The 22,551-nt window shown below is 72.3% G+C and carries 19 protein-coding genes; 7 read left to right on the forward strand and 12 right to left on the reverse strand.

What is annotated here, in order from left to right; translation table 11 throughout:
- Positions 1 to 205: 205 nt before the first annotated feature.
- The 4 genes from ABZ719_RS08240 to ABZ719_RS08255 all read right to left on the reverse strand — a co-directional run bounded on the left by ABZ719_RS08240 (position 206) and on the right by ABZ719_RS08255 (position 5,220).
- On the reverse strand, positions 206 to 1,720 hold the full coding sequence (locus tag ABZ719_RS08240; protein ID WP_366724384.1) for an NAD(P)-binding protein: 1,515 nt from the start codon (positions 1,718 to 1,720) through the stop codon (positions 206 to 208).
- Between the two features lie 191 nt (positions 1,721 to 1,911).
- Positions 1,912 to 3,087, reverse strand: a complete 1,176-nt coding sequence (locus tag ABZ719_RS08245; protein WP_366724385.1) for an MAB_1171c family putative transporter — start codon at positions 3,085 to 3,087, stop codon at positions 1,912 to 1,914.
- A gap of 79 nt (positions 3,088 to 3,166) precedes the next feature.
- Positions 3,167 to 4,714, reverse strand: coding sequence for an MAB_1171c family putative transporter (locus ABZ719_RS08250; RefSeq protein ID WP_366724386.1), 1,548 nt, complete (start codon positions 4,712 to 4,714; stop codon positions 3,167 to 3,169).
- Entirely contained in the window at positions 4,711 to 5,220 is a 510-nt protein-coding gene (locus ABZ719_RS08255; RefSeq protein ID WP_366724422.1) for a toxin, read from the reverse strand. Before ABZ719_RS08255 ends, ABZ719_RS08250 begins: the two co-directional genes overlap by 4 nt.
- 632 nt (positions 5,221 to 5,852) lie before the next feature.
- Here ABZ719_RS08255 and ABZ719_RS08260 point away from each other — a divergent pair.
- Genes ABZ719_RS08260 through ABZ719_RS08275 form a run of 4 tightly spaced genes read left to right on the forward strand, consistent with a single transcriptional unit; the run spans position 5,853 to position 10,572 of the window.
- The gene (locus tag ABZ719_RS08260; RefSeq protein WP_366724387.1) at positions 5,853 to 7,208 is read left to right on the forward strand and encodes an extracellular solute-binding protein; all 1,356 of its coding nucleotides are present in this window, start codon (positions 5,853 to 5,855) and stop codon (positions 7,206 to 7,208) included.
- Positions 7,205 to 8,149 (forward strand): sugar ABC transporter permease, encoded by a 945-nt coding sequence (locus ABZ719_RS08265; protein ID WP_366724388.1) that lies wholly within the window; start codon positions 7,205 to 7,207, stop codon positions 8,147 to 8,149. Before ABZ719_RS08260 ends, ABZ719_RS08265 begins: the two co-directional genes overlap by 4 nt.
- Complete coding sequence (locus tag ABZ719_RS08270) at positions 8,146 to 9,003, forward strand: carbohydrate ABC transporter permease (protein ID WP_366724389.1); 858 nt, start codon at positions 8,146 to 8,148, stop codon at positions 9,001 to 9,003. The genes ABZ719_RS08265 and ABZ719_RS08270 overlap by 4 nt, the downstream gene beginning before the upstream one ends.
- A 54-nt stretch (positions 9,004 to 9,057) precedes the next feature.
- Positions 9,058 to 10,572 (forward strand): alpha-N-arabinofuranosidase, encoded by a 1,515-nt coding sequence (locus ABZ719_RS08275; RefSeq protein ID WP_366724390.1) that lies wholly within the window; start codon positions 9,058 to 9,060, stop codon positions 10,570 to 10,572.
- A 74-nt stretch (positions 10,573 to 10,646) separates the two neighbouring features.
- Here the strand turns inward: ABZ719_RS08275 and ABZ719_RS08280 are convergent, their stop codons facing one another.
- Positions 10,647 to 13,463 carry a beta-galactosidase gene (locus tag ABZ719_RS08280; protein WP_366724391.1) on the reverse strand — a complete coding sequence of 939 codons (2,817 nt, stop codon included), beginning with the start codon at positions 13,461 to 13,463 and terminating at the stop codon, positions 10,647 to 10,649.
- Between the two features lie 78 nt (positions 13,464 to 13,541).
- On the opposite strand from ABZ719_RS08280, the gene ABZ719_RS08285 reads away from it, so the two are divergent.
- On the forward strand, positions 13,542 to 14,009 hold the full coding sequence (locus ABZ719_RS08285) for an Rrf2 family transcriptional regulator (RefSeq protein WP_366724392.1): 468 nt from the start codon (positions 13,542 to 13,544) through the stop codon (positions 14,007 to 14,009).
- A gap of 93 nt (positions 14,010 to 14,102) precedes the next feature.
- On the opposite strand, the gene ABZ719_RS08290 is transcribed toward ABZ719_RS08285, so the two are convergent.
- The 3 genes from ABZ719_RS08290 to ABZ719_RS08300 form a co-directional block, all read right to left on the reverse strand.
- A complete protein-coding gene (locus ABZ719_RS08290; RefSeq protein WP_366724393.1) occupies positions 14,103 to 14,933 on the reverse strand; it encodes a M55 family metallopeptidase in 831 nt (276 codons plus the stop codon).
- 234 nt (positions 14,934 to 15,167) lie between these two features.
- Positions 15,168 to 15,350 carry a DUF397 domain-containing protein gene (locus ABZ719_RS08295; RefSeq protein WP_366724394.1) on the reverse strand — a complete coding sequence of 61 codons (183 nt, stop codon included), beginning with the start codon at positions 15,348 to 15,350 and terminating at the stop codon, positions 15,168 to 15,170.
- Entirely contained in the window at positions 15,347 to 16,114 is a 768-nt protein-coding gene (locus tag ABZ719_RS08300; protein WP_366724395.1) for a helix-turn-helix transcriptional regulator, read from the reverse strand. The genes ABZ719_RS08295 and ABZ719_RS08300 overlap by 4 nt, the downstream gene beginning before the upstream one ends.
- Positions 16,115 to 16,313: 199 nt before the next feature.
- On the opposite strand from ABZ719_RS08300, the gene ABZ719_RS08305 reads away from it, so the two are divergent.
- Together ABZ719_RS08305 and ABZ719_RS08310 are read left to right on the forward strand one after the other, a co-directional pair.
- Complete coding sequence (locus ABZ719_RS08305; protein ID WP_366724396.1) at positions 16,314 to 16,802, forward strand: ATP-binding protein; 489 nt, start codon at positions 16,314 to 16,316, stop codon at positions 16,800 to 16,802.
- A 59-nt stretch (positions 16,803 to 16,861) separates the two neighbouring features.
- A complete protein-coding gene (locus tag ABZ719_RS08310; RefSeq protein ID WP_366724397.1) occupies positions 16,862 to 17,059 on the forward strand; it encodes a hypothetical protein in 198 nt (65 codons plus the stop codon).
- Between the two features lie 54 nt (positions 17,060 to 17,113).
- On the opposite strand, the gene ABZ719_RS08315 is transcribed toward ABZ719_RS08310, so the two are convergent.
- The 4 genes from ABZ719_RS08315 to chvE form a co-directional block, all read right to left on the reverse strand.
- Positions 17,114 to 18,280, reverse strand: coding sequence for an aldose epimerase family protein (locus ABZ719_RS08315; protein WP_366724398.1), 1,167 nt, complete (start codon positions 18,278 to 18,280; stop codon positions 17,114 to 17,116).
- 71 nt (positions 18,281 to 18,351) lie between these two features.
- Positions 18,352 to 19,593, reverse strand: coding sequence for a multiple monosaccharide ABC transporter permease (gene mmsB, locus ABZ719_RS08320; protein WP_366724399.1), 1,242 nt, complete (start codon positions 19,591 to 19,593; stop codon positions 18,352 to 18,354).
- Positions 19,590 to 21,149 (reverse strand): multiple monosaccharide ABC transporter ATP-binding protein, encoded by a 1,560-nt coding sequence (mmsA, locus tag ABZ719_RS08325; protein WP_366724400.1) that lies wholly within the window; start codon positions 21,147 to 21,149, stop codon positions 19,590 to 19,592. Before mmsA ends, mmsB begins: the two co-directional genes overlap by 4 nt.
- 41 nt (positions 21,150 to 21,190) lie before the next feature.
- Positions 21,191 to 22,303 carry a multiple monosaccharide ABC transporter substrate-binding protein gene (gene chvE / locus ABZ719_RS08330; RefSeq protein ID WP_037854221.1) on the reverse strand — a complete coding sequence of 371 codons (1,113 nt, stop codon included), beginning with the start codon at positions 22,301 to 22,303 and terminating at the stop codon, positions 21,191 to 21,193.
- Positions 22,304 to 22,551: the final 248 nt, after the last annotated feature.

Below are 22,551 nucleotides of genomic sequence, written 5' to 3' on the forward strand. Positions count from 1 at the left end.
GGAGCGGGCCTGGCGGGGCGGGCCGCGGTCGGAGGTCCGGCCTGGCGGGGGGTAGGAGCTGAGCGAACGGCCCTGGCGGGGCGGCCCGGGGCTGAGGGACCCGCCCTGGTGGGCGCGGACCACGACCGAGGGGCCCGCCTGGTGGTGGGGGGCGCGACTGAAGGGCCTGCTCTGGCTGCCAGGCCGCGGCCGCGGACCGGTGGCCCTACCGCTTCGCCGCCGTTGCCCCCGTTTCCGCCGCCGCCCGGTCCAGTTCCCCCAGGATCTTGCGCTCGGACGCCGTCAGCGGCGGGCCGGACAGCGGCGGCAGCAGAGGGCCGCACGCCACGTCGAGGAGCGTGCGGGGGCGGAAGAGGCGCGCCGGGCCGGTGCGCAGGCTCGTCACGTCCCACAGGGCCGCCGCCGCCCGGTGGGAGCCGGTGGCGGCCCGGGTCAGCCGGCGGCTGTAGGCCGTGGTCAGCCGGTCCGCCGTGGTCGGCCGGGCGCCGCGCGTGTCCGGGTACCAGACGTCCTGGCCGACCGCGGCAGCCCAGGCCGCGTCGACCCACCGGGCGCTCCCGCGCTGCACCCGGCGGGCCAGGCCGGGCGCGAGGGGACCGTCCCGCCGCACCTCCCCGGCCAGCAGCCGCGCGCCCAGCGCGGCCACCGACATGCCCTGCCCGTAGGCCGGGTTGAAGGTGGCCACCGCGTCGCCCAGCGCGACGAAACCCTCCGGCCAGCGCGCGGCCTTCTCCAGGTAGCGCCGCACGTTGCTGGTGCTGCGGCTGATGTGCACGCCCGTGAGGGGTTCGGCGCCGGAGGCGAGACGGCCCACGAGCGGGCTCGGCAGGGCGAGGGCGTACGCGAGGAAGCCGTCCGGGTCGGCCGGGGGCTCGCCGCCGCCGCGGGTCCCGGCGAGGCTGACCATCCAGCGGTCCTGCTCGATCGGCAGGACCATGCCGCTGCGGCCCGGCCGCGAACGGTACGGGTCGGCCTGCACGATCGTCAGCGGGAACTGTTCGGCGCCCGCCGGCGTACGGTAGACGCGCGTGGCGTTGACCAGGCCGCAGTCGACGCTCCTGGTCCGTACGTCCGTGACGCCGATCTCCTCCAGCCAGGTGACGACGCGTGAGCCGCGCCCGCTCGCGTCGACGACGAGGTCGGCGGCCAGTTCGGTCTCCTCCCGCGTCCCGCCTTCCGCCGCGCCGGGGCCGGCCCCCGCGATCCGTACCCCGCGCACCCGCCCGGCGTCGCCCACCAGCCCCACGGCCCCCGCCCTGCGGACCTCGGTGCGGGTGTGCGCGAGGACGGCGTCCCGCACCGTCCAGTCCAGCAGCGCGCGGGTGCAGCTGAGCATGCGCGGACCGTCGTGCCGCCAGCGCCGCAGCCAGCCCTCGGAGGTGAGGGCCAGCATGCCCGAGCCGAGCGGTATCTCACGGGCGCCCGCCGCCAGCAGCCGCTCGCGCACGCCGCCGCCCGGCACCAGGTCCTCCATGGCGGCCAGGCCGCCGGCCATCAGCAGATGGGCATGGCGTCCCTGGGGCAGCCCCTTGCGGTGCTCGGGGCCGCCGGGCAGGTCGTCCCGGTCGAGCACGACCACCTCGTCCACGACGCCGGACAGCGCCGCCGCGGCCAGCATGCCGGCCAGGCCGGCACCGACGATCACCGCCCTGCGCCGGCCCGGACCGCGGCCCGGGGGCAGCGGCGGCAGGGGAGGCAGGGGCGGCAGGGACAGGGACATGGGGCTCCTCGGAGTGGATCACGGGCTCAGAGCTGCGGACAAAAGCGGGCCCCGGCGGGCGGCGCCCGGCACGCGCCCTCGCCGCGTTGCCGAAAGGCCCTGGCAGCTCCGCTACAAGGACCTTCCGGCGCCTTGCGATCGCACGCACCGGACATCGCCCGCTGACCGGAACCCACTTTTGTCCGCAGCTCTCAGCCATGGGAGGTCCTCACCGTTCCTCCCCGTACGGGGGTTCCGGCCGGCGGCCGGACCAGTGCCTGCGCCAGTTCCACCAGCCCGCTCGTCCCGGACACCTCCGTGGCGTGCAGGCGGTAGCCGCTCGGCGTCGGCAGGGGCTCCTCGCGGGCGGCGGCGCGGCGGGCGGCGTCGGCGAGCATCGCCGCCTCCGCCGCGATCCGGGCGTCGTGCGGGGTGCGGCCCGCGCGCCGGGCGGCTGCCAGGGCGCGTTCGCGGACCGTGTCGTCGAAGTACGGGGCGAGGCCCAGCAGCGCGTCGTGGATGGACACCTCGCGCCAGTGCAGCCGGGCCCGCGGCGACTGCCACCAGCCGCTGGGCGGTTTGGGCGCGGTCGACACGAAGCGGATCCGCGCCCACAGCGGGGCGAGGGTGCGGTAGTCGGCCAGGCTGCGCAACTGGGCGAGGGCGGACGGCAGCAGCCTGGGCAGCACGAAACCCGCCGAGCACAGCAGCGCGCCGAGGGAGGCCAGCGGCGGGGCGACCTGCGTGGACAGCACGTCCAGGTCGTGGCCCGTCCACCGGGCGGCCACCGCCGTGTACTTGGTCAGCTGGAAGCCCACCACGTCCAGCGCGGAACCGGCGAGGATCAGGCGCAGCCCGGTCCGCAGCAGTCCGGTGACCTCGCGGCTCCACTTCACGCACAGCACGCACGTCGCCAACGTCGCCGCGCTGTGCCCGACGAGGTAGAGCAGGATCATCTCGCACAGGTACGGGGTGTTGGCGTAGTACGTGTCGAGGTCGGTGAGCCGCTCGGTGCGGGCGTCGCCGAGCGCGAACAGGACGACGATGGCGGCGATCAGCGGGACGTAGGCGGCGATACTGCGCAGCACCATCCGCCGGACCCGCTCGGGGGGCCCGCCACGCCAGTGGATGAGCAGGATCAGCAGCGAGCAGCTGTACGCGCTGAGCATGCCGTACGTCAGCGGGGCGCCGAAGTTGGGGATGCCGGTGAGGCCGTTGACGGCGGCCAGGGTCAGCGGTGCCGAGCAGACGAACACCAGCGAGCCGAGCACGATCGCCACGCAGGTGGACACGGTCAGCGGGTCCCGTACGGCCCGCAGCGGCCGCCGGCACAGCACGACGGCCGACAGCCCGAACAGGCCCGCAGCGAGATAGACGACGAGGCTCACCCGTGGCACCGCCGCCCGGCCGGGCCGGCGGCGCGCGGGCGCAGCGGTCCCCTCGCGCGCGCGGGCGCGGGTGCCCCCGTCACACCGCCTCCGACGGCCGCGGGCCGTGCGCGGGGCGCTGCGCGGCCCCCAGCGCGTCGGCGATCCGCACGAGCAGCGCGGTACCGGGCACCCGCCCGCCCGGCCGCCCGTCCGGCCCTCCGTCCGCACCGGGCGGCGCGCCGCGGACCGCTTCCCCGGCGTCCGGTGCGAACCGCTCCGTGGTGGGGGTGAACCACTCCGTGTCCGGTGCCAACCGCTCGACGTCCGCGGTGAACAGCTCCGCGGGGAGGCTGAACCGCTCCGCGTCCGGGGCCGGCTGGGGCCGTCCGACCCCGTCGAGCAGCACCGGCCACCGGCCGCCCCCGCCCTCGGACCCCGTCACCGGCCCTATCCCGTCGAGCACCCGCAGCGGCGGACCGGCCTCCTCGGTCAGTGTGCCGTCCCGCAGCACACCGCGTGCCGTGGCCTCCGGCGCCGCACGTCCGGCGCCGGCTTCCGGCGCGGGGAGGCCGCCCCGCGCGCCGGACGCCGCGGTCCCGGTGCCCGCCTCGCGGGCCGGGAGGCCGCCGTGCTGCCGCAGCGCCCCGGTGATGACCGCCGCCCACGCCGCTGCCTCCGCCTCTTCCGGGTCGCCGGTGGCGGCCAGGGTCCTGGTCCGGGTGCGCTCGTACAGGGCGCGGTCGAAGAACGCGTCCAGGTAACTGAGCGCGTTGTGGATGCTGGTCTGGCGCCAGATGAGCCGCGTGGTGGGGGAGCACCAGCGCGGGCGGGGCAGCCGGAGGGCGCGGCGGGTGAGGAGGTCGTCCAGTTCCCGCTCCAGCGGCGCCAGCCGGGCGTACGTCCGCCAGGACCGCCACCACTGCGCGAGCCGGGGCCCGGCCAGCGGCACCAGGATCCCGACCGAGGTGACCAGCGCCCCGAGACCCGCGGCGGCGGGCGACACGTCGGTGCTCAGGGCCGACCAGTCCCGTCCGGACCAACGGGCCGCCACCGCCACCGACTTGGTCACCCCGTACCCCGCGCTGCACAGCGAGCCCAGGCCCAGGAGCACCAGCCCGGCGCGCAGCCAGCCCCGTACCTCGCGGGCCCAGCGCAGCGCCGAGACCGTGGTGACGCTCACCGCGGCGAGGTGCGCGGCCAGGTACAGCACGATCATCTCGGCGATGAACGGCGTCGTGGCGTAGTACGTGTCCAGGTCCGTACGGCGCTCCACCGGCGCCCGGCCGAGCACGAACATGGCGGCGATGCCGAGGGCCACGCAGGCGTAGGCGGTCATCCAGCGGCGGGTCACCCGGCGCACCCGCGCCCCGCCCCGCCAGTGGACGACGAGGACCTGGGAGGCGGCGCTGTAGGCGGTGATGGACGCGTAGGTGAGCGGCGCGGCGAGGTTCGGCACGCCGCTGAGCCGGTTGACGGTGCCGACCGTCGGCGCGGCCCCGAGGAAGAAGCAGGCGCCCGCCAGGGCCAGCACCACGCAGATCGTGCGCAGGTAGGGGTCGTGCCGGTGGCGGACGAGGTCGGGGGTCTTCACCGCCAGGCCGAGCCACAGCGCGCCGCAGCTGACGTAGTTGATCAGTCCGCTCATCTCCGGCGCGCTCCACGGTAGTTGAGCGCGGATCCGATACGCCCGGCGATGTCCTCCTCGGTGGCCGGCCGCGGGACGGCGTCCGCCGGGGCCTCCTCCAGCCAGGTGCGCAGCCTGCCGCCCATGAGCATGCCGAACCGGTCCGCCTCCTGCTCGTCGGCGAGGCTGAAGTCGGTGCGCGCGGCGACGGGCCGGGGCGGGGCGCCGGGCGGGACCGGGGCCGCCGCGCCGTCCGCGTCCCGCCGGTTCATGTGCCACACCTCGTGGCAGAAGATCACGATCTGGTGCCAGGAGGCGGCCCGCCGGTCGACGACCACCACGTCCTGGGACTCGCCCTCCAGCCACAGCCCGCTGGCGGTGTGCGGCGGGAAGATCTCCCGGCGGACGACGACCCGCCGGCCGCGCCAGGCGCTGACGGAGTCGACGAGCGCGGTGAACAACGCCTCCGGGTCCACGGGGACGGGCACCCGGATGGGGTCGATGAGAGTGTCGGCGAGGCGCCGCATCTCCCGTTTCCTACGCACGCGTTTCCCCTTGTTCCCCCGTTGTTCCGCCGGGACCGCCCCCCATCATCCCCGCGCCGCCCGCGCCGGGGAAAGGTCCTTTCGCGGCGCGCTCGGCCCGCCGGCCGGCCCGCGGCTCCGCTCGCCGTGCGGCACCGCGCCGCGCGCGGACGCCGCGCACCGCGCCGCGCCCCGAGCCTACGCGGCCGGCCGCCACCGCCGCCCCGCACGGTGTCCCGGCCGTCGCCGCCACCGTCCCCGTCACCCGGCCGCCCCCGCCGCCGCCCCGCACGGCGCGCCCGCCGTCACCCGGCCGCCCGCGCCGTACGCGGCTCCCCGGCCGGCGCACGAGCGGCACCTGGCCGATATCCGACCGCCGGCCCTCGGTGCCCGAATGACGTCCCCCCGGCGCCCGTTCAGTGCCCGCGCGAACCCCGTCCGGCCCCGGCCACTGCCCGTCCGGCGCCCGTCCGGCCCCGGCCGTGACCACGCCGACGCGGCGCCGCGCCGTCCCGCGGCCGTCCGCCGGCCGTCCGAAAGTCTTGTCCGACCCATTGACGCGCAAGCGCTTCGATTCTACGGTCCCGTTCGAAGTTACGAGCATCTTTCGATATCTCGAACAGTGAGGGCGGGTAATGGGACGACCTGGCCTGAATCGCAGGCAACTTCTCGCCGCCGCGGGCGGCGTGGCGGTCGCGGGCAGCTTCGGTTTCGCCGCGCTCGGCACGGGCGCCGACGCCCTCGCCGCGAGCGCCCGCACCCGGGTGCGGTACTGGAACCTCTTCCAGGGCGGCGACGGCGCCAACATGGCCACGATGGTGGACTCCTTCCGCGCCGCCCACCCCGACGTGGCCGTCAAGGACTCCACGCTCACCTGGGGCGGCCCCTACTACACCAAGCTCGCCATGGCCGCCGCCGGCAACCGCGCGCCGGACCTGGCCGTCATGCACCAGGGCCGCATCCCCGGCTTCGCGCCGGGCCGCCTCCTGGACCCCTTCGACATGGACCTCCTCACCCGGTACGGCGTCAGGGAGGCGGACTTCAACCCCGTGCTGTGGAAGCGCGGCATCGTCGACGGCAAGCTGTACGCGCTGCCCCTGGACATCCACGTCCAGCTCTGCTTCTACCGCAAGGACGTCTGCGCGAAGGCGGGCCTGCTCGACGAGCACGGCCGGCTGCCGGCCGCCACCAGCACCGACGACTGGTTCGCCGTCCTGCGCGCGGCCCGCAAGCAGCTGAAGAACGGCGTGCAGACCCTCGGCCTGCACGCCAACGACCAGAACTTCTGCTGGTGGTTCTTCGTCGCCTTCTACCAGCAGCTCGCCGGCACCTACTTCACCGACGACCGCACCGACGTCACCTTCGACACCGACAAGGCCACCGAGATCCTGGAGTTCTTCCGCAAGCACGTCACCGACGGGTACACCGTCGCGGGGGAGGCCGACGGCGAGGCCTTCCTGGCCGGATCCCCCTTCACCTGGGAGGGCGACTGGTCCGTGCCGTACTTCGGCGACCAGGTCGACTACGGTGCCCAGCCGCTGCCGCCCGTCTTCGGCAGGCCCGCCACCCACGCCGAGTCGCACTCCTTCGTCCTGCCCCACCAGGCCGGCCGCGGCGGCGCCGCCAACGAGGGCGCCCACCGGCTCGCCGCCCACCTCGTGCGGCACGCCACCGCGTGGGCGGGCGGCGGCCACGTCCCCGCCTACCTGCCCACCTTCAAGGACCCCGCCTACCTGGCACTGGCCCCGCAGGACGAGTACTCCCGCCCGGCCATGGAGCACCCGGCCACCGAACCGCGCATCTGGTTCGCCGGCTCCACCGGCACCCTCGCCCAGCGCATCGGCCCGGTCATCGCCTCCTCCAACCTCGGCTCGGCGAAGCCGCCCACGGCCGCCCGCCGGATGCGCGACGTCCTGGAGGAACTGCTCGCCATGAAGAACCCCATGGACGGGCGCACCGCCGCCCAGGAGCTGACGGGAGCCGCCGCATGAGCAGCACCACCGTCGCCACCGGCGCCGCCCTGCGCCCGCGGACCACCACCGCCACCGACTCGGCCCGCGTCCGCTGGGGCCGCCGCTTCCAGCACGGCGGCTGGTTCGTCGCCCCCTTCCTCCTGCTCTACGCGCTCTTCGTCGTCCTGCCGGTCGTCCGCGGCCTCTACCTCAGCTTCACCGACGCCAACATCTCCGGCGACCACACCCGCTTCGTCGGCCTGGCCAACTACCGCGAGGCACTGCACGATCCGCTGGTGTGGGACGCGCTGTGGCACAGCGTCCGCTTCACCCTCGAAGTCGTGCCCTGCATCGTCGTCGTCGCCCTGCTGATGGCACTGATCGCCCACCACGTCACCCACCTCAAGTGGCTGTGGCGGCTGTGCTTCTTCGCGCCCTTCCTGCTGCCGTCCGCGGTCGTCGGCAACCTGTGGAAGTGGCTGCTCCAGCCCACCAACGGCATGATCAACCACCTGCTCGGCCTGAGCACCCCCTGGCTCACGCAGAAGTCCACGGCCCTGCTCGCCGTCGTCATCGCCACCCTGTGGTGGACCGTCGGCTTCTCGTTCCTGCTCTACCTGGCCGCCCTGCAGAACATCCCGCAGCACCTGTACGAGGCCGCCGAACTCGACGGGGCCAACGCCTTCCAGCGCATGCTGCACATCACCGTCCCCAACCTGCGCGCCATCACCGGCCTCGTCCTCGCCCTCCAGGTGCTCGCCTCGCTCCAGGTCTTCGACCAGGCCGTCGTCATGTACGACTTCGGGCCCGGACCGGAGGAATCCACCCGCACCTTCGTCCAGTACACCCTCGAACAGGGCTTCACCAGCTACCGCGTGGGCTACGCCTCCGCCATCTCCTTCGTCCTGTTCGTCATCGTCGCCACCGTCGCCCTGGCCCGGATGTGGCTGCTGCGCCACCGTGAGGAGACCGCCCGATGACGACCCCGGCCCCCGCCGTGCGCCGGCCGCGCGGCACCTGGACCCCCGGCCAGATCGCCCTCACCCTCGTGGCCGCCCTCCTCTCCCTCCTGTGGATCTCGCCGCTCGCCTGGGCCCTGTCCACCTCCCTGAAGTCCCCGGCCGAGTCCGTCGCCTCCCCGCACTGGATCCCCGACCACGTCACCCTCGGCTCCTGGAAGGCGGTCTTCACGGCGGGCGACATCCCGAACTGGTTCGTGAACTCCGTCGTCGTCTCCGTCTGCGTCACCTTCATCGTGCTGCTGGTGAGCGCGCTGGCCGGATACGGCTTCGCCCGCACCGAGTTCCGCGGCAAGTCCGCGCTGATGGCGCTCACCATGGCGGGGCTGATGTTCTCCCCGGCGATCCTCGGCGTCCCGCTGTTCACCACCGTGCAGTCGCTCGGCATGGTCGACACCTACTGGGGCATGATCCTGCCGCAGTGCGCCCCGGCCGCGATGGTCCTCATCCTCTACAAGTTCTTCCAGTCCCTGCCCAGGGAGCTGGAGGAGGCCGCGTTCATCGACGGCGCCGGCCGCTGGCGGATCTTCTTCACCATCGTGCTGCCGCTGTCCAAGCCGTCCCTGTCGGCGGTCGGCATCTTCACCTTCATCGCCTCCTGGAACAACTTCCTGTGGCCCTACATGGTGACGAACAACCCCGACCTGATGACCATGCCCAACGGCATCGCCACCGTGCAGAACGCCTGGGGCATCGTCTGGCCCCAGCTCATGGCCGGCGGCCTCGTCGCGGGCCTGCCGCTGATCATCGTCTTCGTCTTCTTCCAGAGCCAGATCGTGCGGGGCGTCGCCCACACCGGCCTGGCGGGCCAGTGACCCCTCCCGGCCCCCGCTTCCCCCGGGTTTCGCCCCGCTGACCGAAAGGACCCCATGCGCACCGCCCGTCTCACCCTCGACCCCGCCTTCACCGTCGGCGCCGTCGACCCCCGCCTCTTCGGTTCCTTCGTCGAACACCTCGGCCGCTGCGTCTACACCGGGATCTTCGAACCCGGCCACCCGGCCGCCGACGAGGCCGGCCTGCGCACCGACGTGCTCGGCCTGGTGCGCGAACTCGGCGTCACCGCGATCCGCTACCCCGGCGGCAACTTCGTCTCCGGCTACCGCTGGGAGGACTCCGTCGGCCCCGTCGAGGACCGCCCGCGCCGCCTCGATCTCGCCTGGCGCTCCACCGAGTCCAACCGCTTCGGCCTGTCCGAGTACATCGCGTTCCTGAAGAAGATCGGCCCGCAGGCCGAACCCATGATGGCCGTCAACCTCGGCACGCGCGGTGTCGCCGAGGCCCTGGAACTCCAGGAGTACGCCAACCACCCCTCGGGCACCGCGCTTTCGGACCTGCGGATCGCCCACGGTGACAAGGAGCCCTTCGGCATCCGCCTGTGGTGCCTGGGCAACGAGATGGACGGGCCCTGGCAGACCGGCCACAAGACCGCCGCCGAGTACGGCCGCCTCGCCGCCGAGACCGCGCGGGCGATGCGCCAGATGGACCCGGACGTCCAGCTCGTGGCCTGCGGTTCCTCCGGCCAGTCCATGTCCACCTTCGCCGAGTGGGAGGCGACCGTCCTCCAGGAGACGTACGACCTCGTCGACCACATCTCCCTGCACGCCTACTACGAGCCGCACGACGGCGACGTCGACTCCTTCCTCGCCTCCGCCGTCGACATGGAGTCCTTCATCGAGAACGTGGTGGCCACCTGCGACCACGTCGGCGCCCGCCTCAAGTCGAAGAAGAAGATCAGCCTCTCCTTCGACGAGTGGAACGTCTGGTACATGTCCCGCTCCGAGGAGCAGGCCCGCGCCGCCGACCCGGCCCACTGGCCCGAGGCCCCGCGGCTGCTGGAGGACAACTACAGCGTCCTGGACGCCGTCGTCTTCGGCTCCCTGCTCATCGCGCTGCTCCGGCACGCCGACCGGGTCACCGTCGCCTGCCTCGCCCAGCTCGTCAACGTCATCGCCCCGATCATGACCGAGCCCGGCGGCCCCGCCTGGCGCCAGACGACCTTCTTCCCCTTCGCCCAGGCCTCGAAGCACGGCCGCGGCGAGGTCCTCGACGTCCGCGTGGACTCACCCTCCTACGAGACGCGCGAGTACGGCACCGCCGACCTGCTGCACGCCACCGCGGTCCGCGCCGCCGACGGCACCGTCACCGTCTTCGCCGTCAACCGCGACCGCACCGCCGCGCTGCCCCTGGAGGTCACCCTGAACGGCCTCGGTCTCACCCGGGTCGTCGAGCACAGCGTCCTCGCGGACGCCGACCCCGACGCCCGCAACACCCTCGCCGCACCCGACCGCGTCACCCCGCACCCGGCCGAGGGGACCACCCTGGCCGACGGCACCCTGACCGCGGCCCTGGAACCCCTCTCCTGGAACGTGATCCGCCTGGCGTGAGGATCCCGCGGGCCCGCGGGGACCCGGCGCTCCGCGGGCCCGCGGGTCACCTGACGACCGGCGGGCCCGCGGGCTCAGCGGCCGGGGGAGGAGACCGGTGCCACCGGCACCCCTCCGGCCGCGCGGCCCAGCAGCGTCAGCCGCGCCTGCCCCGGACCCGCCTCGCCCGCACCCCCGGACAGGACGGCCAGTGCCAGCGTGTTGGTGCCCCGGGTGCGCAGGATGCCGTTCGGCAGCACGAACGTGTGCTGCGGGCCCACGTCGTTGACGTACTGGCCCAGGTTCCAGCCGTTCAGGAAGATCTGCGTCCGGTAGGAGCGGTGCGGCTCGTCCTGGAGGGTCAGCCCCACCGAGGCGTCCACCCCCGCGTCCACCGACAGCCGGAACGTCGTCCGGTACCAGGACACGCCCTGGCGCCGCACCGCACGCGGGAGAGACACCCTCTCCCAGTCGCCGTCCGCGAAACCGGGCAGGTGCCAGCCCTCCCGCTCCCCGTACAGCCCGCCGTTGTTGAGCGGCCCGCGCACCGGGTCGGGCGCGCCCGCGCCCTGGATGCGCCAGCGCACCCGAGGCGCGCCCCCCGCGAAGGTCACCGCCGTCAGCCCGCGCGCCGCACCGAACGCGTCCCGCCCGGTGCCGCCCTGCTCGTGCGCCATCGGCCGCACCAGCACCGACAGCACGTGCCGGCCGCCGGTGCGCAGGTGCTCGGGCACGGCGAGGACGGCCGTGTCCGTCCAGGTCCCCCGGCCCGCCGCGTCCGCGCGCGGCACCGGCATGCGGTGCGTGCCCAGCGGCTGTCCGTCCAGCCACGCCATCAGCAGCCCCTGGGTGCCCGTGCTGTGGGCCAGGGAAACCGACTCGATGCCGGACGCGTCCGTGAACGTGCCCCGGTACCAGACGTCGCCGTAGTGGAAGCCGTAGTCGTCGGCGAACAGCACCGGCTGCCCCTCGGGGACGGGCGTGGTCCCGTACGAGGACGCCAGATCGGCCTTCCGCCACGCCGAGTCGTCGAAGTCCGGCGCGGACTCGGGGTTCTCCGTACGCGCCCGCCAGCCGCCCAGCACGGGCAGCTCCACCGCGGGCGCCCCCTCCAGCGGCGCGAGGGAGCGCAGACTGCCGGTGCCGGTGGGGGCGGTGCGCACCGGACGCCCGTTCCACGTCAGTGCCGTCACACCCGGCGGCGCCCAGACCTCCAGCCTCGCGGCCTCCACGGTGTCACCGGTCAGGTGCAGCGTCGCGCCCTCGACGACCGCCGAGCGCAGCAGCCGCGGCCCGCACACCAGCAGCGAACCCGACGGCGTCTCCCACGGCCACAGCCGCGAGGACGTCCGGTCGTCGGCGAACAGCATCAGCACCGCCCGGTCGACGGTCTCACCCGCCTCCACCCGCGCCCCGGCCAGCCCCGCGCCGAACGGGACGGTGATCCGCACCAGCCGGCGTTCGTACACATAGGCGACCTGCTGGCTCAGCCGGGTCACCATCGGCTCCCCGGCCGCCTCCAGGGCCAGCCGGGCCGAGTCCCCGCGCCGCCCGCAGAACACCACGACGTCCTGCCGGCCGACGGTGAGGTACGCCATCGGCTGGGCGGTGGCGTACCGCAGTCTCAGCAGCCCCAGCCGCATCCGGGACAGCGCGATCCGGGCGTCCCCGGCCGGGACGGTCACCGGCAGGTGCTCGCCGGCGGCGGGCAGCGTGGTGGTGACGTCCTCGCCGGTGTCGTTGCGCAGGACGTGCACCCGGGCGCCCGTGTCCGGGTTGGCCAGGTGGTACGTGGTGAGCCCGCGCGCGGTGCCGCCCTCGACCCGGTCCAGCTTGGCGAGGTCGGGGACGTGGCGCAGCATGTGCCCGATCTGGTGCGTCGCCACCGCCTTGTCGGTGACCTGCCGCCCCTCGTCGATCGCGGCACCGTAGTCGTAGGACGTGTACACCTGCGGGGCCGGCAGCCAGCCCCAGGAGGTGCCGCCGAAGGCCATGTACGTGGTGTGCAGGGCGAGGCCGCGGGCGAGGGCGGTCAGCAGCGTGCGCCGCTCGTGGGCCGCGCCGCGGGTGCGCCGCGCCCCCGCGTACCCCTCGCCGCCGAAGACGGCCCCGCCCCACGGGTCCGCACCGCCGCCGGACTCCGGCAGGAACCCCGACGGCCGCGGGAAGGAAGCCGGGGCCCACCGGCCGCCGCTCCCGTCGCCGTGGAAGAGGGGCACGTCGATGCCGTCGGCGCGGACCTTCCGGTACAGCCGGGACACGGCGTCGGCCCCGGCGGGCTGGTCCTCGAGCTGGTACAGCAGCACGGTCCCGTCACCCTTGGTGAACAGGTGCCGGGCGGCGATGGCGTTCACGCGCCCGAGCCATTCGTCCGCGTGCGCGAGGTGGTCCTCGCCGCCGGCGCCCGCGGTCCTCGCCGTGGCCGCCAGCCAGCCGGGCAGCCCGCCGCCGTCGACGTCGGCGCCGATGCGCGGACCCGGCCGCAGGACGACGTACAGCCCCGTCTCGGCGGCGGTGCGCAGGAAGAGACCGAGGTCCCGCACCCCGGAGAAGTCGTACGCCCCCGGTGCGGGGGAGTGCAGGTTCCACGCCAGGCGCACGCTGACCGCGTTGTGGCCGTGGGCCCGCATCTTCTGGAGCACGTCCCGCCACAGCGAGGGGCTGGGCAGCCGGAACGGGTGCATCTCCCCGGCCCACAGCACCAGCCGCCTGCCGTCCACCAGCAGCGAGTAGTGGTCGAAGCCGACGGTGTGGCGCCGCCCGTCGGCGGACGGCACGGGCGGCGGGGGCCCGGTCGGCGCACCGCGCACCGCGAACGCCGCCGACGCCCCCGGCCCGCCGCTGCCGCCCAGCGCGAGACCGAGCGCGGCGGAGCCCGCGAGGGCGCTGAATGTACGTCTGCTGAGCGCCAAGGTGTGTGCCTCCCGGGCGGATATTACGGGGCGCGGGTCCCGCCATTCTCCACTGTCCCGGACGCCACAATGGACGCCATGAGGATCTCGGCACGGGCGGACTACGCGGTACGGGCGGTTCTGGAACTGGCCGTACGGCGGGAAGCGGACCCGGCGAGCCCGGTGAAGGCCGAGGCGGTCGCCGCGGAGCAGGGCATTCCGCACAAGTTCCTGGAGGGCATCCTCGGCGACCTGCGCCGCGCGGGCCTGGTCACCAGCCGGCGCGGCGGGGGCGGCGGCTACGCCTTGGCGCGGGAGGCTGCGCGGATCACGGTGGCGGACGTGATCCGCGCGGTGGACGGCCCGATCGTCTCCGTCCGCGGCGAACGCCCCACCGGCCTCACCTACACGGGCTCGGCCGAACCCCTGCTCCCCCTGTGGATCGCCCTGCGCGCCAACGTCCGCCGCATCCTGGAGGGCGTCACGATCGCCGACATGGCGTCGGGCACGCTCCCGGCCCCGATCCGCACCTTGGCGGCGGAACCGACGGCCTGGGAGAACCCGTGAGGGGGCACTGCGTGGCGTGGGCGAGGAAGGCGTGCCCGGGGGGCGGTCTTAGGCGTCGCGGACGCGGACGGCCACCGGCGTACATGAAGGAGGTCAGCAGTAAGGATGCTGATTGGTCAGGGAGGCGGCCACTCGCATCCACACGCCGAAGAGGCGGTAGAGGTGGGGCGCAGCGCCATGCGCCTGGACGGTTCGGGAGTCCACCGAGGTGACGCCTGGGATTCCCAGGAGCGTCGAGGCGACGGAAGCTGACTGCCACCGCACCGTGAGGGCGGCGGGGGCCGCCGTGGCGGCCGGAGCCTCCGGCGATGCGGAGAGGTGCGCGGCGACCGCCTTCTCGATGGCCGTGCGTGCCTCTTCCGACGGCCGCAGATCTGCCGAGAACCGGTCCCGGGCGTATTTCACGGCCACGGTCGTGACCGAGGCGTCCCATTCCGTCATCTCCGCGCAGGCGCAGTCGTCACCAGTGAGGACCGCCACCGGTACGCCGAAAGCGGCGGCGGTCGCGTGGGCCAGGCCGATCTCGCCCACAGGCCGGCCGTCCAGCCACATGTCCTCGATCTCGTGGCCCATGAAGCTGTGGCTCAGTACACCGAGCGCACCGGCGCGTGAGTGGTAGCCGACGAAGACCGCGGCGTCGTGCTCGGGAGTGAGTCCTTCGAGCATGCCCATCTGTTTCGGCTTGCCGCGGATGAGGAGCGCGGCCGGGTGCAGCGACTCGGGCAGGAGGTTGCGCATCGGGCCGTGCGCGTCGTTGACGGTGATGTCGGTGACACCGGCTGCGATGGCACCGCGTATGGCCGCGTTGACGTCCTCCGCCATCATCAGCCGCCCGCGCTCGTAGTCCCGCCCGCCAGGCTGGACGTCGTCGGCATCCACCAGCCCGGTGACGCCCTCCATGTCCGCACTGATGTAGATCCGCACCGCTCAGTCTCCTCAGCTTTGATCGTCACAGGAGACGCGCTCGGCTTCCGCTCCGGTTCCTAGGACACAGACTCGGCGCTCACCTGATCCAGGAGCAGCGGCACCCGGCCGACCGCCCCGTGAGCGTCAGCCACCTGCGTCCAGTCCGTCATCTGGGCATTCAACTGTCCCGCGACCCCGCTGCCGACCCGCAGGATGGCGCGGGCCGGGACTGCCGACGCGGAGACCGAGGAGTCAGCGTGCGGCGTGGGCGAGGAACGCGCTCCAGGCGGCGGGGGAGAGGGCGAGTGCGGCTCGGGGGCGGTCCTTGGTGTCGCGGACGTGGACGGCGACCGGAGTGAGGGCGACTTCGATGCAGTTGTCGCCGGAGCCGCTGCTGTAGCTGCTTTTGAACCAGGCCAGTTCCGCGGTGCTCATAGGTCTCCTCGCATCCGTTGCAACAGGCTCACGGAGTCCTGCATGGTGAGTGCCTGTGAACGCATCCTGGCATACCTGCCCTGGAGCACGCTGATCACCTTCAGGTCGGAGATGAACTGACCACTCTCCTGCCCTTCGCTGTACCCGAACCACTTGTGTGCGGGGGCTTCGAGCAGGGCGATGGGGCCGTGCAGTCCAGCATGTGACGTCTGTACCAGCGGCATGATCTGGATCTCGACGTTCCGCAGTTCGGCCGACTCAAGAAGGTGGTCGACCGCCTCCTTGGTGACTTCCGGCCCGCCGGTCCGGCGGAGGAGAACGTGCTCTTCGATGATGAAGTTGAAAGCGGTGTTCGGCCGCTCCCGCAACAAGCGCTGGCGTTCGGCCCGCGCAGCCCAACTGTCCTCGACCTGCTGGTCCGTGAGCGGTGGCAGCTCGTCGGTGAACAACTGCCTTGCGTACGGCTCTGTCTGGAGAAGTCCGGGGATCATCCGGCACTCATAGTTGAAAAGGCTGATAGCGGTCCTCTCCAAGGTCGCCCAGCGCCTGAACCAGGAAGCGAGACCCGGCTGCCGCTCCAAAAAGCCCGCCGCCCGACGCAACGCCCCCGTGTTCCCCAGTACGCCCTCGGCCGCCTCGACGAAGTCCACGTCCGGCATGCGCCTGCCCAGCTCGACCGATGCCACCGTGTGCTTGGAGAAGCCGACGTGCCTGCCGAACTCCTCCCGGCTCAGCCCCGCATGCTCCCGGAGTCCCTGGACCATCGCCCCGAACGTACGCAGACTGTCCGAAGACTCCGGTTCACCGCCCCTGCCCGCCCCAGCATCCACCACTGTGCGTCACCTCCCGCGAACATGCTCACGGTCGGTCATCGGTACTGTCCAGTCGGTGACCGTGTACGCAGGCGCAGCGTACGCGGTTCAGGGCTGGTGAAGGGGCGGATCCAGGCCGCAGATTGAAGCCATGACCGCACCATCCACTCCCCGGACCTCCGTCACCGTACGTACGTTCGCGCAGCGGCTCAGTGCCACGCCGCGTGGCGCGCGCCTCGCCCGTCACCTCGCCCTGAACCAACTCGACGCCTGGGGGATCCCGTACGGGTCGGCGCCGGCGGAGGCCGTGGCGGCGATCGTGGCGGAGCTGGCCGCGAACGCCGTGACGCACGGCCGGGTGCCGGGCCGTGACTTCGAGCTGCGGCTGTCACTCGTCACCGGGAGTGTGCGGATCGAGGTGAGCGACACCCGGGTCGGCCCGCCGCTGCCGCCCGGCCCGGGCCACGTACCGCAACCGGACGGCCTCGCGGAGAGCGGGCGCGGGCTGGTGCTGGTCGAGGCGTACGCCGACCGGTGGGAGGTGGTGGACCGGGTGCCGCCCCCGGGCAAGACCGTCCGCGCGGAGGTCGACCTGCCACCGGGCCGGCGCCGGGCGCGCGGGCTTCTTGCGCCGGGGTGAGCCCCGGCCCCAGCATGGGGGCTGGGCCCGGGCCCGGGCCCGAGGGGGAGGGGGCCCGTATGACGGAGCGGCGGTACAGCGTCGGAGGGGTTGTCGGACTGGTCCTGGTGGTCATCTGGACCTTCCTGGCCGTCCAGTGGCACGAGGTCGAGTGCCCCCTCGTCCCGGACTCCTACGTCCTGGTCGTCACGCACGGCACCCCGAGCATCTTCGAGGGCTGCGGTGACGGTTACGCCGTGGACGTGCGGGGGGACTGAGGGGGCACCTCGGCCGGCTGCCGGTGCCTCAACTCACCGGCGGCAGAGTCGCATTCACGCGTCGAAGGAGTGGACCGTGGTCGTCCGGTAGGTCCGGCCCGGGCGCAGGACCGTCGACGGGAAGGCCGGCTGGTTCGGGGAGTCCGGGAAGTGCTGGGTCTCCAGGGCCAGGCCGTCGCCCTGGCGGTAGGTGTGGCCGGAGGGGCCGACCAGGGTGCCGTCGAGGAAGTTGCCCGAGTAGAACTGCACGCCGGGCTGGTCCGTGGAGATGCGCAGGGTGCGGCCAGAGTCCGTGTCGCGCAGGGTCACCACGTGGACCGGGCGCGCTGTGACACCCTTGTCGAGGACGAAGTTGTGGTCGAAGCCCTTGGCGGTGACCAGTTGCGGGTGGCCGGTGCGGATGTCCCGGCCGATCTGCTTGGGGCGGGTGAAGTCGAAGGGGGTGCCCTTGACCCGGGCCAGTTCGCCGGTGGGGATCAGGCCCGCGTCGGTCGGCGTGTAACGCCCGGCGGCCAGCCACAGCTCGTGGCCGTAGATGCTGCCGCTGCCCTCGCCCGCCAGGTTGTAGTACGTGTGGTTGGTGAGGTTGACGACGGTCGGCCGGTCGGTGACCGCTTCGTAGTCGATGCGCCAGTCCCCGTGCCGGGTGAGGGTGTACGTCACCTTCGTGCGCAGCGTGCCCGGGTAGCCCATCTCGCCGTCCGGGCTGACGTAGCGCAGACGCAGGCCGACGTCGGTGCCCGAGGTGAAGGGCTCGACGTCCCACACCTTCGTGTTGAAGCCCTGCGCACCGCCGTGCAGGCTGTTCTCGCCGTCGTTGACGGACAGCTGGTAGTCCTTGCCGTCCAGGGTGAAGCGGCCCTTGGCGATGCGGTTGCCGTAGCGGCCGATGGTGGCACCGAAGAACGTGGTGCCGGCGACGTAGGCGTCCAGGTCGTCGTAGCCGAGGGAGACGTTGGCGTAGCGGCCGTGGCGGTCGGGGATCTCCAGCGACTGGACGATGCCGCCGTAGGACAGGACCTTCAGCCGGGTGCCGCCGTTCGCCAGCGACCAGCGGTGGACCTTCGTGCCGTCGGCGAGGGTGCCGAACAGCTCCCTGACCGGTTTCCGGGCCCCAAAGGAGGACTCCTGTCCGGCGGCGTGGGCGGTGCCGCCCAGCGTGCTCGCGGCGACGCCCGCCGCCGCGGCTCCGGCGATGACCGTGCGTCTGTTCAGTTCCATGTACGGCTCCCGTGGAAGGACGTGGAAAGGAAAGGGCCCCGCCGGAGGAGGTCCGGCGGGGCCCGGCTGAGCTACGAACCGGACTTGCGCTTGTTCCACACGTCGAACCCGACCGCGGCCAGCAGGGCGAGGCCCTTGATGACCTGCTGCCAGTCGGTGCCGACACTGAGGAGGTTCATGCCGTTGTTCAGCACGCCGAGGACGAGACCGCCGATGATCGCGCCGAGCACGGTGCCGACACCGCCGCTCATGGACGCGCCGCCGATGAACGAGGAGGCGATGGCCTCCAGTTCGAAGTTGAGGCCCGCCTTCGGGGACGCCGCGTTCAGCCGGGCGGCGACCACCAGGCCGGCCAGGGCCGCGAGCACGCCCATGTTCAGGAAGACGTAGAAGGTGACCTTCTTGTCCTTCACGCCGGACAGCTTCGCCGCCGGCAGGTTGCCGCCGATCGCGTAGATGTGCCGGCCGAAGACCGCGTTGCGCATCACGTAGCCGTAGCCGACCACCAGCACACCGAGGACCAGCAGCACGATCGGCGCGCCCTTGTAGCTGGCCAGCAGCATCGTGACGACGAGGATCGCGGCGACCATGGCGATCAGCTTGAGCAGGAAGAGCTTGAACGGCGGCACGTCGAGGGCGAACTCCTGCTGGCGCCGGCGGTCACGGACCTCCTGCCCGACCGTGAAGAGGATCAGGACGAGGCCCAGCAGCAGGGTGATGTTGTGGTAGTTGGTGTTCGGGCCGACCTCGGGCAGGAATCCGTTGCCCATCTTCTGCAGGCCGTTCGGGAACGGGCCGAGGGTCTGTCCCGCGAGGAGGATCTCCGTCAGGCCCCGGAAGATCAGCATCCCGGCGAGCGTCACGATGAACGACGGTATGCCGAAGTAGGCGATCAGGAATCCCTGGACGGAACCCGCGACCGCGCCCACCACCAGGCACAGCACCAGGGCGACGGGCCAGGACACGTGGTGCTCCACCGTCAGCACGGCCGCGAAGGCGCCGACGAACGCGGTGAGCGAGCCGACCGACAGGTCGATGTGCCCCGCGATGATCACCAGCATCATGCCGATCGCGAGGATCAGGATGTAGCTGTTCTGCAGGACCAGGTTCGAGACGTTGCGCGGCAGCAGCAGGTCGCCGCCGGTCCACGCCTCGAAGAGGATGACGATCAGACCGAGCGCGATCAGCATGCCGTACTGGCGCATGTTGCGGCGCAGTCCGTTCAGCATCATCTGGAGCAGGCCGCCGCCGGCCGCTCCGCTGCCGCCCGGCGGCGCCGGGGCCGGGCTCTTGGCGGTCACATCCCTGCTCATCGCGTTACCTCTTTGTCCTGGGTGTCCTTCGTCATCCGACGCATCAGCACTTCCTGGGTGGCCTCGGCCCGCGGCACCTCGCCGGTCAGCCGGCCGGCGGACATGGTGTAGATGCGGTCGCACATCCCGAGCAGTTCCGGCAGCTCGGAGGAGATGAAGACGACCGCCTTGCCCTGGGCGGCCAGTTGGTCGATGACCGTGTAGATCTCGTACTTGGCGCCCACGTCGATGCCCCGCGTGGGTTCGTCCAGGATCAGCACGTCGGGACCCGAGAAGATCCACTTGCTGAGGACGACCTTCTGCTGGTTGCCGCCGGACAGCTTGCCCACCGGCTCGAACACGGTGGGCGCCTTGATGTTCATGGACGTGCGGAAGCCCTCGGACACCTGGCGTTCCTCGTGCTCGTCCACCACGCCCCGCCTGGCGACCTTGCGCAGGGCGGTCAGCGAGATGTTGCGGTTGATGGTGTCGATGAGGTTCAGGCCGTAGTGCTTGCGGTCCTCGGTGACGTACGCGATGCCGTGCGCGACCGCCTCCGGGACGGTCTTCGTACGGATCTCGGTGCCGTCCTTGAGGACCGTGCCGCCCGCGTAGCGTCCGTAGGAGCGGCCGAAGACGTTCATGGCCAGCTCGGTGCGGCCCGCGCCCATCAGGCCCGCGATGCCGACGATCTCCCCGCGCCGCACCTGGATCGACACGTCGTCGACCACCTTGCGCTGCTGGTCGATCGGGTGGAACACGGTCCAGTTGCGGATCTCCAGCGCCGGCGCCGCCCCCTCCTCGGGCCGGTGCGGGGTGCGCTCGGGGAAGCGGTTGTCGAGGTCGCGGCCGACCATGCCCGAGATGATCCGCTCCTCGGTGGTGGTGGCCGCCTTCACGTCGAGGGTCTCGATGGTGCGGCCGTCGCGCAGGATCGTCACCGAGTCGGCGACCTTGCGGATCTCGTTGAGCTTGTGGGAGATGATGATCGAGGTGATGCCCTGGTTCTTCAACTCCAGGATGAGATCGAGGAGTTTGTCGCTGTCCTCGTCGTTGAGGGCGGCCGTCGGCTCGTCCAGGATGAGCAGCTTCACGGACTTCGACAGCGCCTTGGCGATCTCGACGAGCTGCTGCTTGCCCACGCCGATGTCGGAGACGCGGGTCTCCGGGTGCTCGGCGAGGCCGACCCGGCGCAGCAGTTCGGTGGCGTGCTGCAGCGTGCCGTTCCAGTCGATGAACCCGCGCTTGGCGTGCTCGTTGCCGAGGAAGATGTTCTCCGCGATGGACAGGTACGGCACCAGCGCCAGCTCCTGGTGGATGATGACGATGCCGTGCTGCTCGCTGGCCCGGATGTCCCGGAACCGGCAGACCTCCCCCTCGAAGAGGATCTCGCCCTCGTAACTGCCGTGCGGATGGACGCCGGAGAGCACCTTCATCAGGGTCGACTTGCCGGCGCCGTTCTCCCCGCAGATGGCGTGGACCTCGCCCTGACGGACGGTCAGGGTGACGTCCGACAGCGCTTTGACACCGGGAAAGGTCTTGACGATCGAGCGCATTTCCAGGACGGGTCCCGCCATGGTCGTGCCTTCCAGTCGGTCGGTTCGGTGGGTGCGGCGGGTTACTTGCCCAGCTGGGCGTCGGTGTAGTAGCCGCCCTTGACCAGGACGTCCTCGTAGTTGCTCTTGTCGACGCTCACCGGCTGGAGCAGGTAGGCGGGCACGACCTTGGTGCCGTTGTCGTACGACTTGGTGTCGTTGACCTGCGGCTTCTTGCCGTTGATGAGGTCGTCGACCATGGTCGAGGCGACGTCGGCGAGCTTGCGGAGGTCCTTGTAGACGGTCTGCGTCTGCTGGCCCGCGATGATCGACTTCACGGAGGCCAGCTCGGCGTCCTGCCCGGTGATGACGGGCAGCGGCTTGCTGCCGGACCCGTAGCCGTCCGACTTCAGCGCGGACAGCACACCGATGGAGATGCCGTCGTACGGCGAGAGGATCGCGTCGACCTTCTCGCTCTTGTACGAGGAGGTGAGGATGTCGTCCATGCGCCGCTGGGCGGTGGCGCCGTCCCAGCGCAGGGTGGTCACCTTGTTGAGCTGCGTCTGGCCGGACCTGACCACCAGCTGCTTCTTGTCCATGTACGGCTTGAGCACGCTCATCGCGCCGTTGAAGAAGTAGCGGGTGTTGTTGTCGTCGTTGGAGCCGGCGAACAGCTCGATGTTGAACGGCCCCGTCTTGCCGCTGTCCAGTCCGAGCCGGTGCACGATGTACGTGCCCTGGAGCCGGCCGACCTTCTCGTTGTCGAAGGAGGCGTAGTAGTCGACGTTCTTGGTGCCGAGGATCAGCCGGTCGTAGGAGATCACCGGGATCTTGGCGTCGGCGGCCTGCTGGAGCACGTTGTTCAGGGACTTGTTGTCGATGGCCGCGATGATCAGGCCCTTGACGCCCTGGGTGATCAGGTTCTCGATCTGCGAGACCTGGGTGTCCGGGTCGTCCTCGCCGTAGACCAGCTTGGTCTTGTAGCCCTTGGCCTCCAGGTCCTTGACGACGTTCTTGCCGTCGGAGATCCACCGCTCGGAGGACTTGGTCGGCATCGCGATGCCGATCGTGCCGCCCTTGCTGCTGCTCTTGTCCTCCTTGCTGCCGCCCTCGCTGTTCTGCCCGCAGGCGGACAGGGCCAGGGCGAGGGTGGCGGCGGTGGCGGTCGCGGCGAGTGCGGCTCTGCGGTTGCGCATGGTCATCATCCTCGATGTGGGTGCGGGGGTCGGTCCGGCGGTGCGGGGCGGTGCGGACGGTGCGGCGACGCCGGGGTGGTGCCGTGGTCCCGGAGGCGGTGCGGGGGGTGCCGGTGGTGCCGTCGATCCGGTGGTGCCGGTGGTGCCGGGTTGTGCGTGGTGCCGGTGGTGCCGGTGGCGTCGGTGGTGCGTGGAACCGGTGGTGCCGTGGTGCCTGGTGGGTCGTGCCGGGCAGTGGTGCGGCGAGC

Source organism: Streptomyces sp. NPDC006743 (assembly GCF_040703815.1).
Classification (GTDB): domain Bacteria; phylum Actinomycetota; class Actinomycetes; order Streptomycetales; family Streptomycetaceae; genus Streptomyces.

What these genes read in the sequence shown, in the direction of transcription:
- ABZ719_RS08240 (WP_366724384.1), bottom strand. Translation starts at nt 1,720, where the DNA reads ATGTCCCTGTCCCTGCCGCCCCTGCCTCCCCTGCCGCCGCTGCCCCCG.
- ABZ719_RS08250 (WP_366724386.1), bottom strand. Translation starts at nt 4,714, where the DNA reads ATGAGCGGACTGATCAACTACGTCAGCTGCGGCGCGCTGTGGCTCGGC.
- ABZ719_RS08255 (WP_366724422.1), bottom strand. Translation starts at nt 5,220, where the DNA reads ATGCGGCGCCTCGCCGACACTCTCATCGACCCCATCCGGGTGCCCGTC.
- ABZ719_RS08260 (WP_366724387.1), top strand. Translation starts at nt 5,853, where the DNA reads ATGGGACGACCTGGCCTGAATCGCAGGCAACTTCTCGCCGCCGCGGGC.
- ABZ719_RS08265 (WP_366724388.1), top strand. Translation starts at nt 7,205, where the DNA reads ATGAGCAGCACCACCGTCGCCACCGGCGCCGCCCTGCGCCCGCGGACC.
- ABZ719_RS08270 (WP_366724389.1), top strand. Translation starts at nt 8,146, where the DNA reads ATGACGACCCCGGCCCCCGCCGTGCGCCGGCCGCGCGGCACCTGGACC.
- ABZ719_RS08275 (WP_366724390.1), top strand. Translation starts at nt 9,058, where the DNA reads ATGCGCACCGCCCGTCTCACCCTCGACCCCGCCTTCACCGTCGGCGCC.
- ABZ719_RS08285 (WP_366724392.1), top strand. Translation starts at nt 13,542, where the DNA reads ATGAGGATCTCGGCACGGGCGGACTACGCGGTACGGGCGGTTCTGGAA.
- ABZ719_RS08295 (WP_366724394.1), bottom strand. Translation starts at nt 15,350, where the DNA reads ATGAGCACCGCGGAACTGGCCTGGTTCAAAAGCAGCTACAGCAGCGGC.
- ABZ719_RS08300 (WP_366724395.1), bottom strand. Translation starts at nt 16,114, where the DNA reads ATGGTCCAGGGACTCCGGGAGCATGCGGGGCTGAGCCGGGAGGAGTTC.
- ABZ719_RS08305 (WP_366724396.1), top strand. Translation starts at nt 16,314, where the DNA reads ATGACCGCACCATCCACTCCCCGGACCTCCGTCACCGTACGTACGTTC.
- ABZ719_RS08310 (WP_366724397.1), top strand. Translation starts at nt 16,862, where the DNA reads ATGACGGAGCGGCGGTACAGCGTCGGAGGGGTTGTCGGACTGGTCCTG.
- ABZ719_RS08315 (WP_366724398.1), bottom strand. Translation starts at nt 18,280, where the DNA reads ATGGAACTGAACAGACGCACGGTCATCGCCGGAGCCGCGGCGGCGGGC.
- mmsB (WP_366724399.1), bottom strand. Translation starts at nt 19,593, where the DNA reads ATGAGCAGGGATGTGACCGCCAAGAGCCCGGCCCCGGCGCCGCCGGGC.
- mmsA (WP_366724400.1), bottom strand. Translation starts at nt 21,149, where the DNA reads ATGGCGGGACCCGTCCTGGAAATGCGCTCGATCGTCAAGACCTTTCCC.
- chvE (WP_037854221.1), bottom strand. Translation starts at nt 22,303, where the DNA reads ATGCGCAACCGCAGAGCCGCACTCGCCGCGACCGCCACCGCCGCCACC.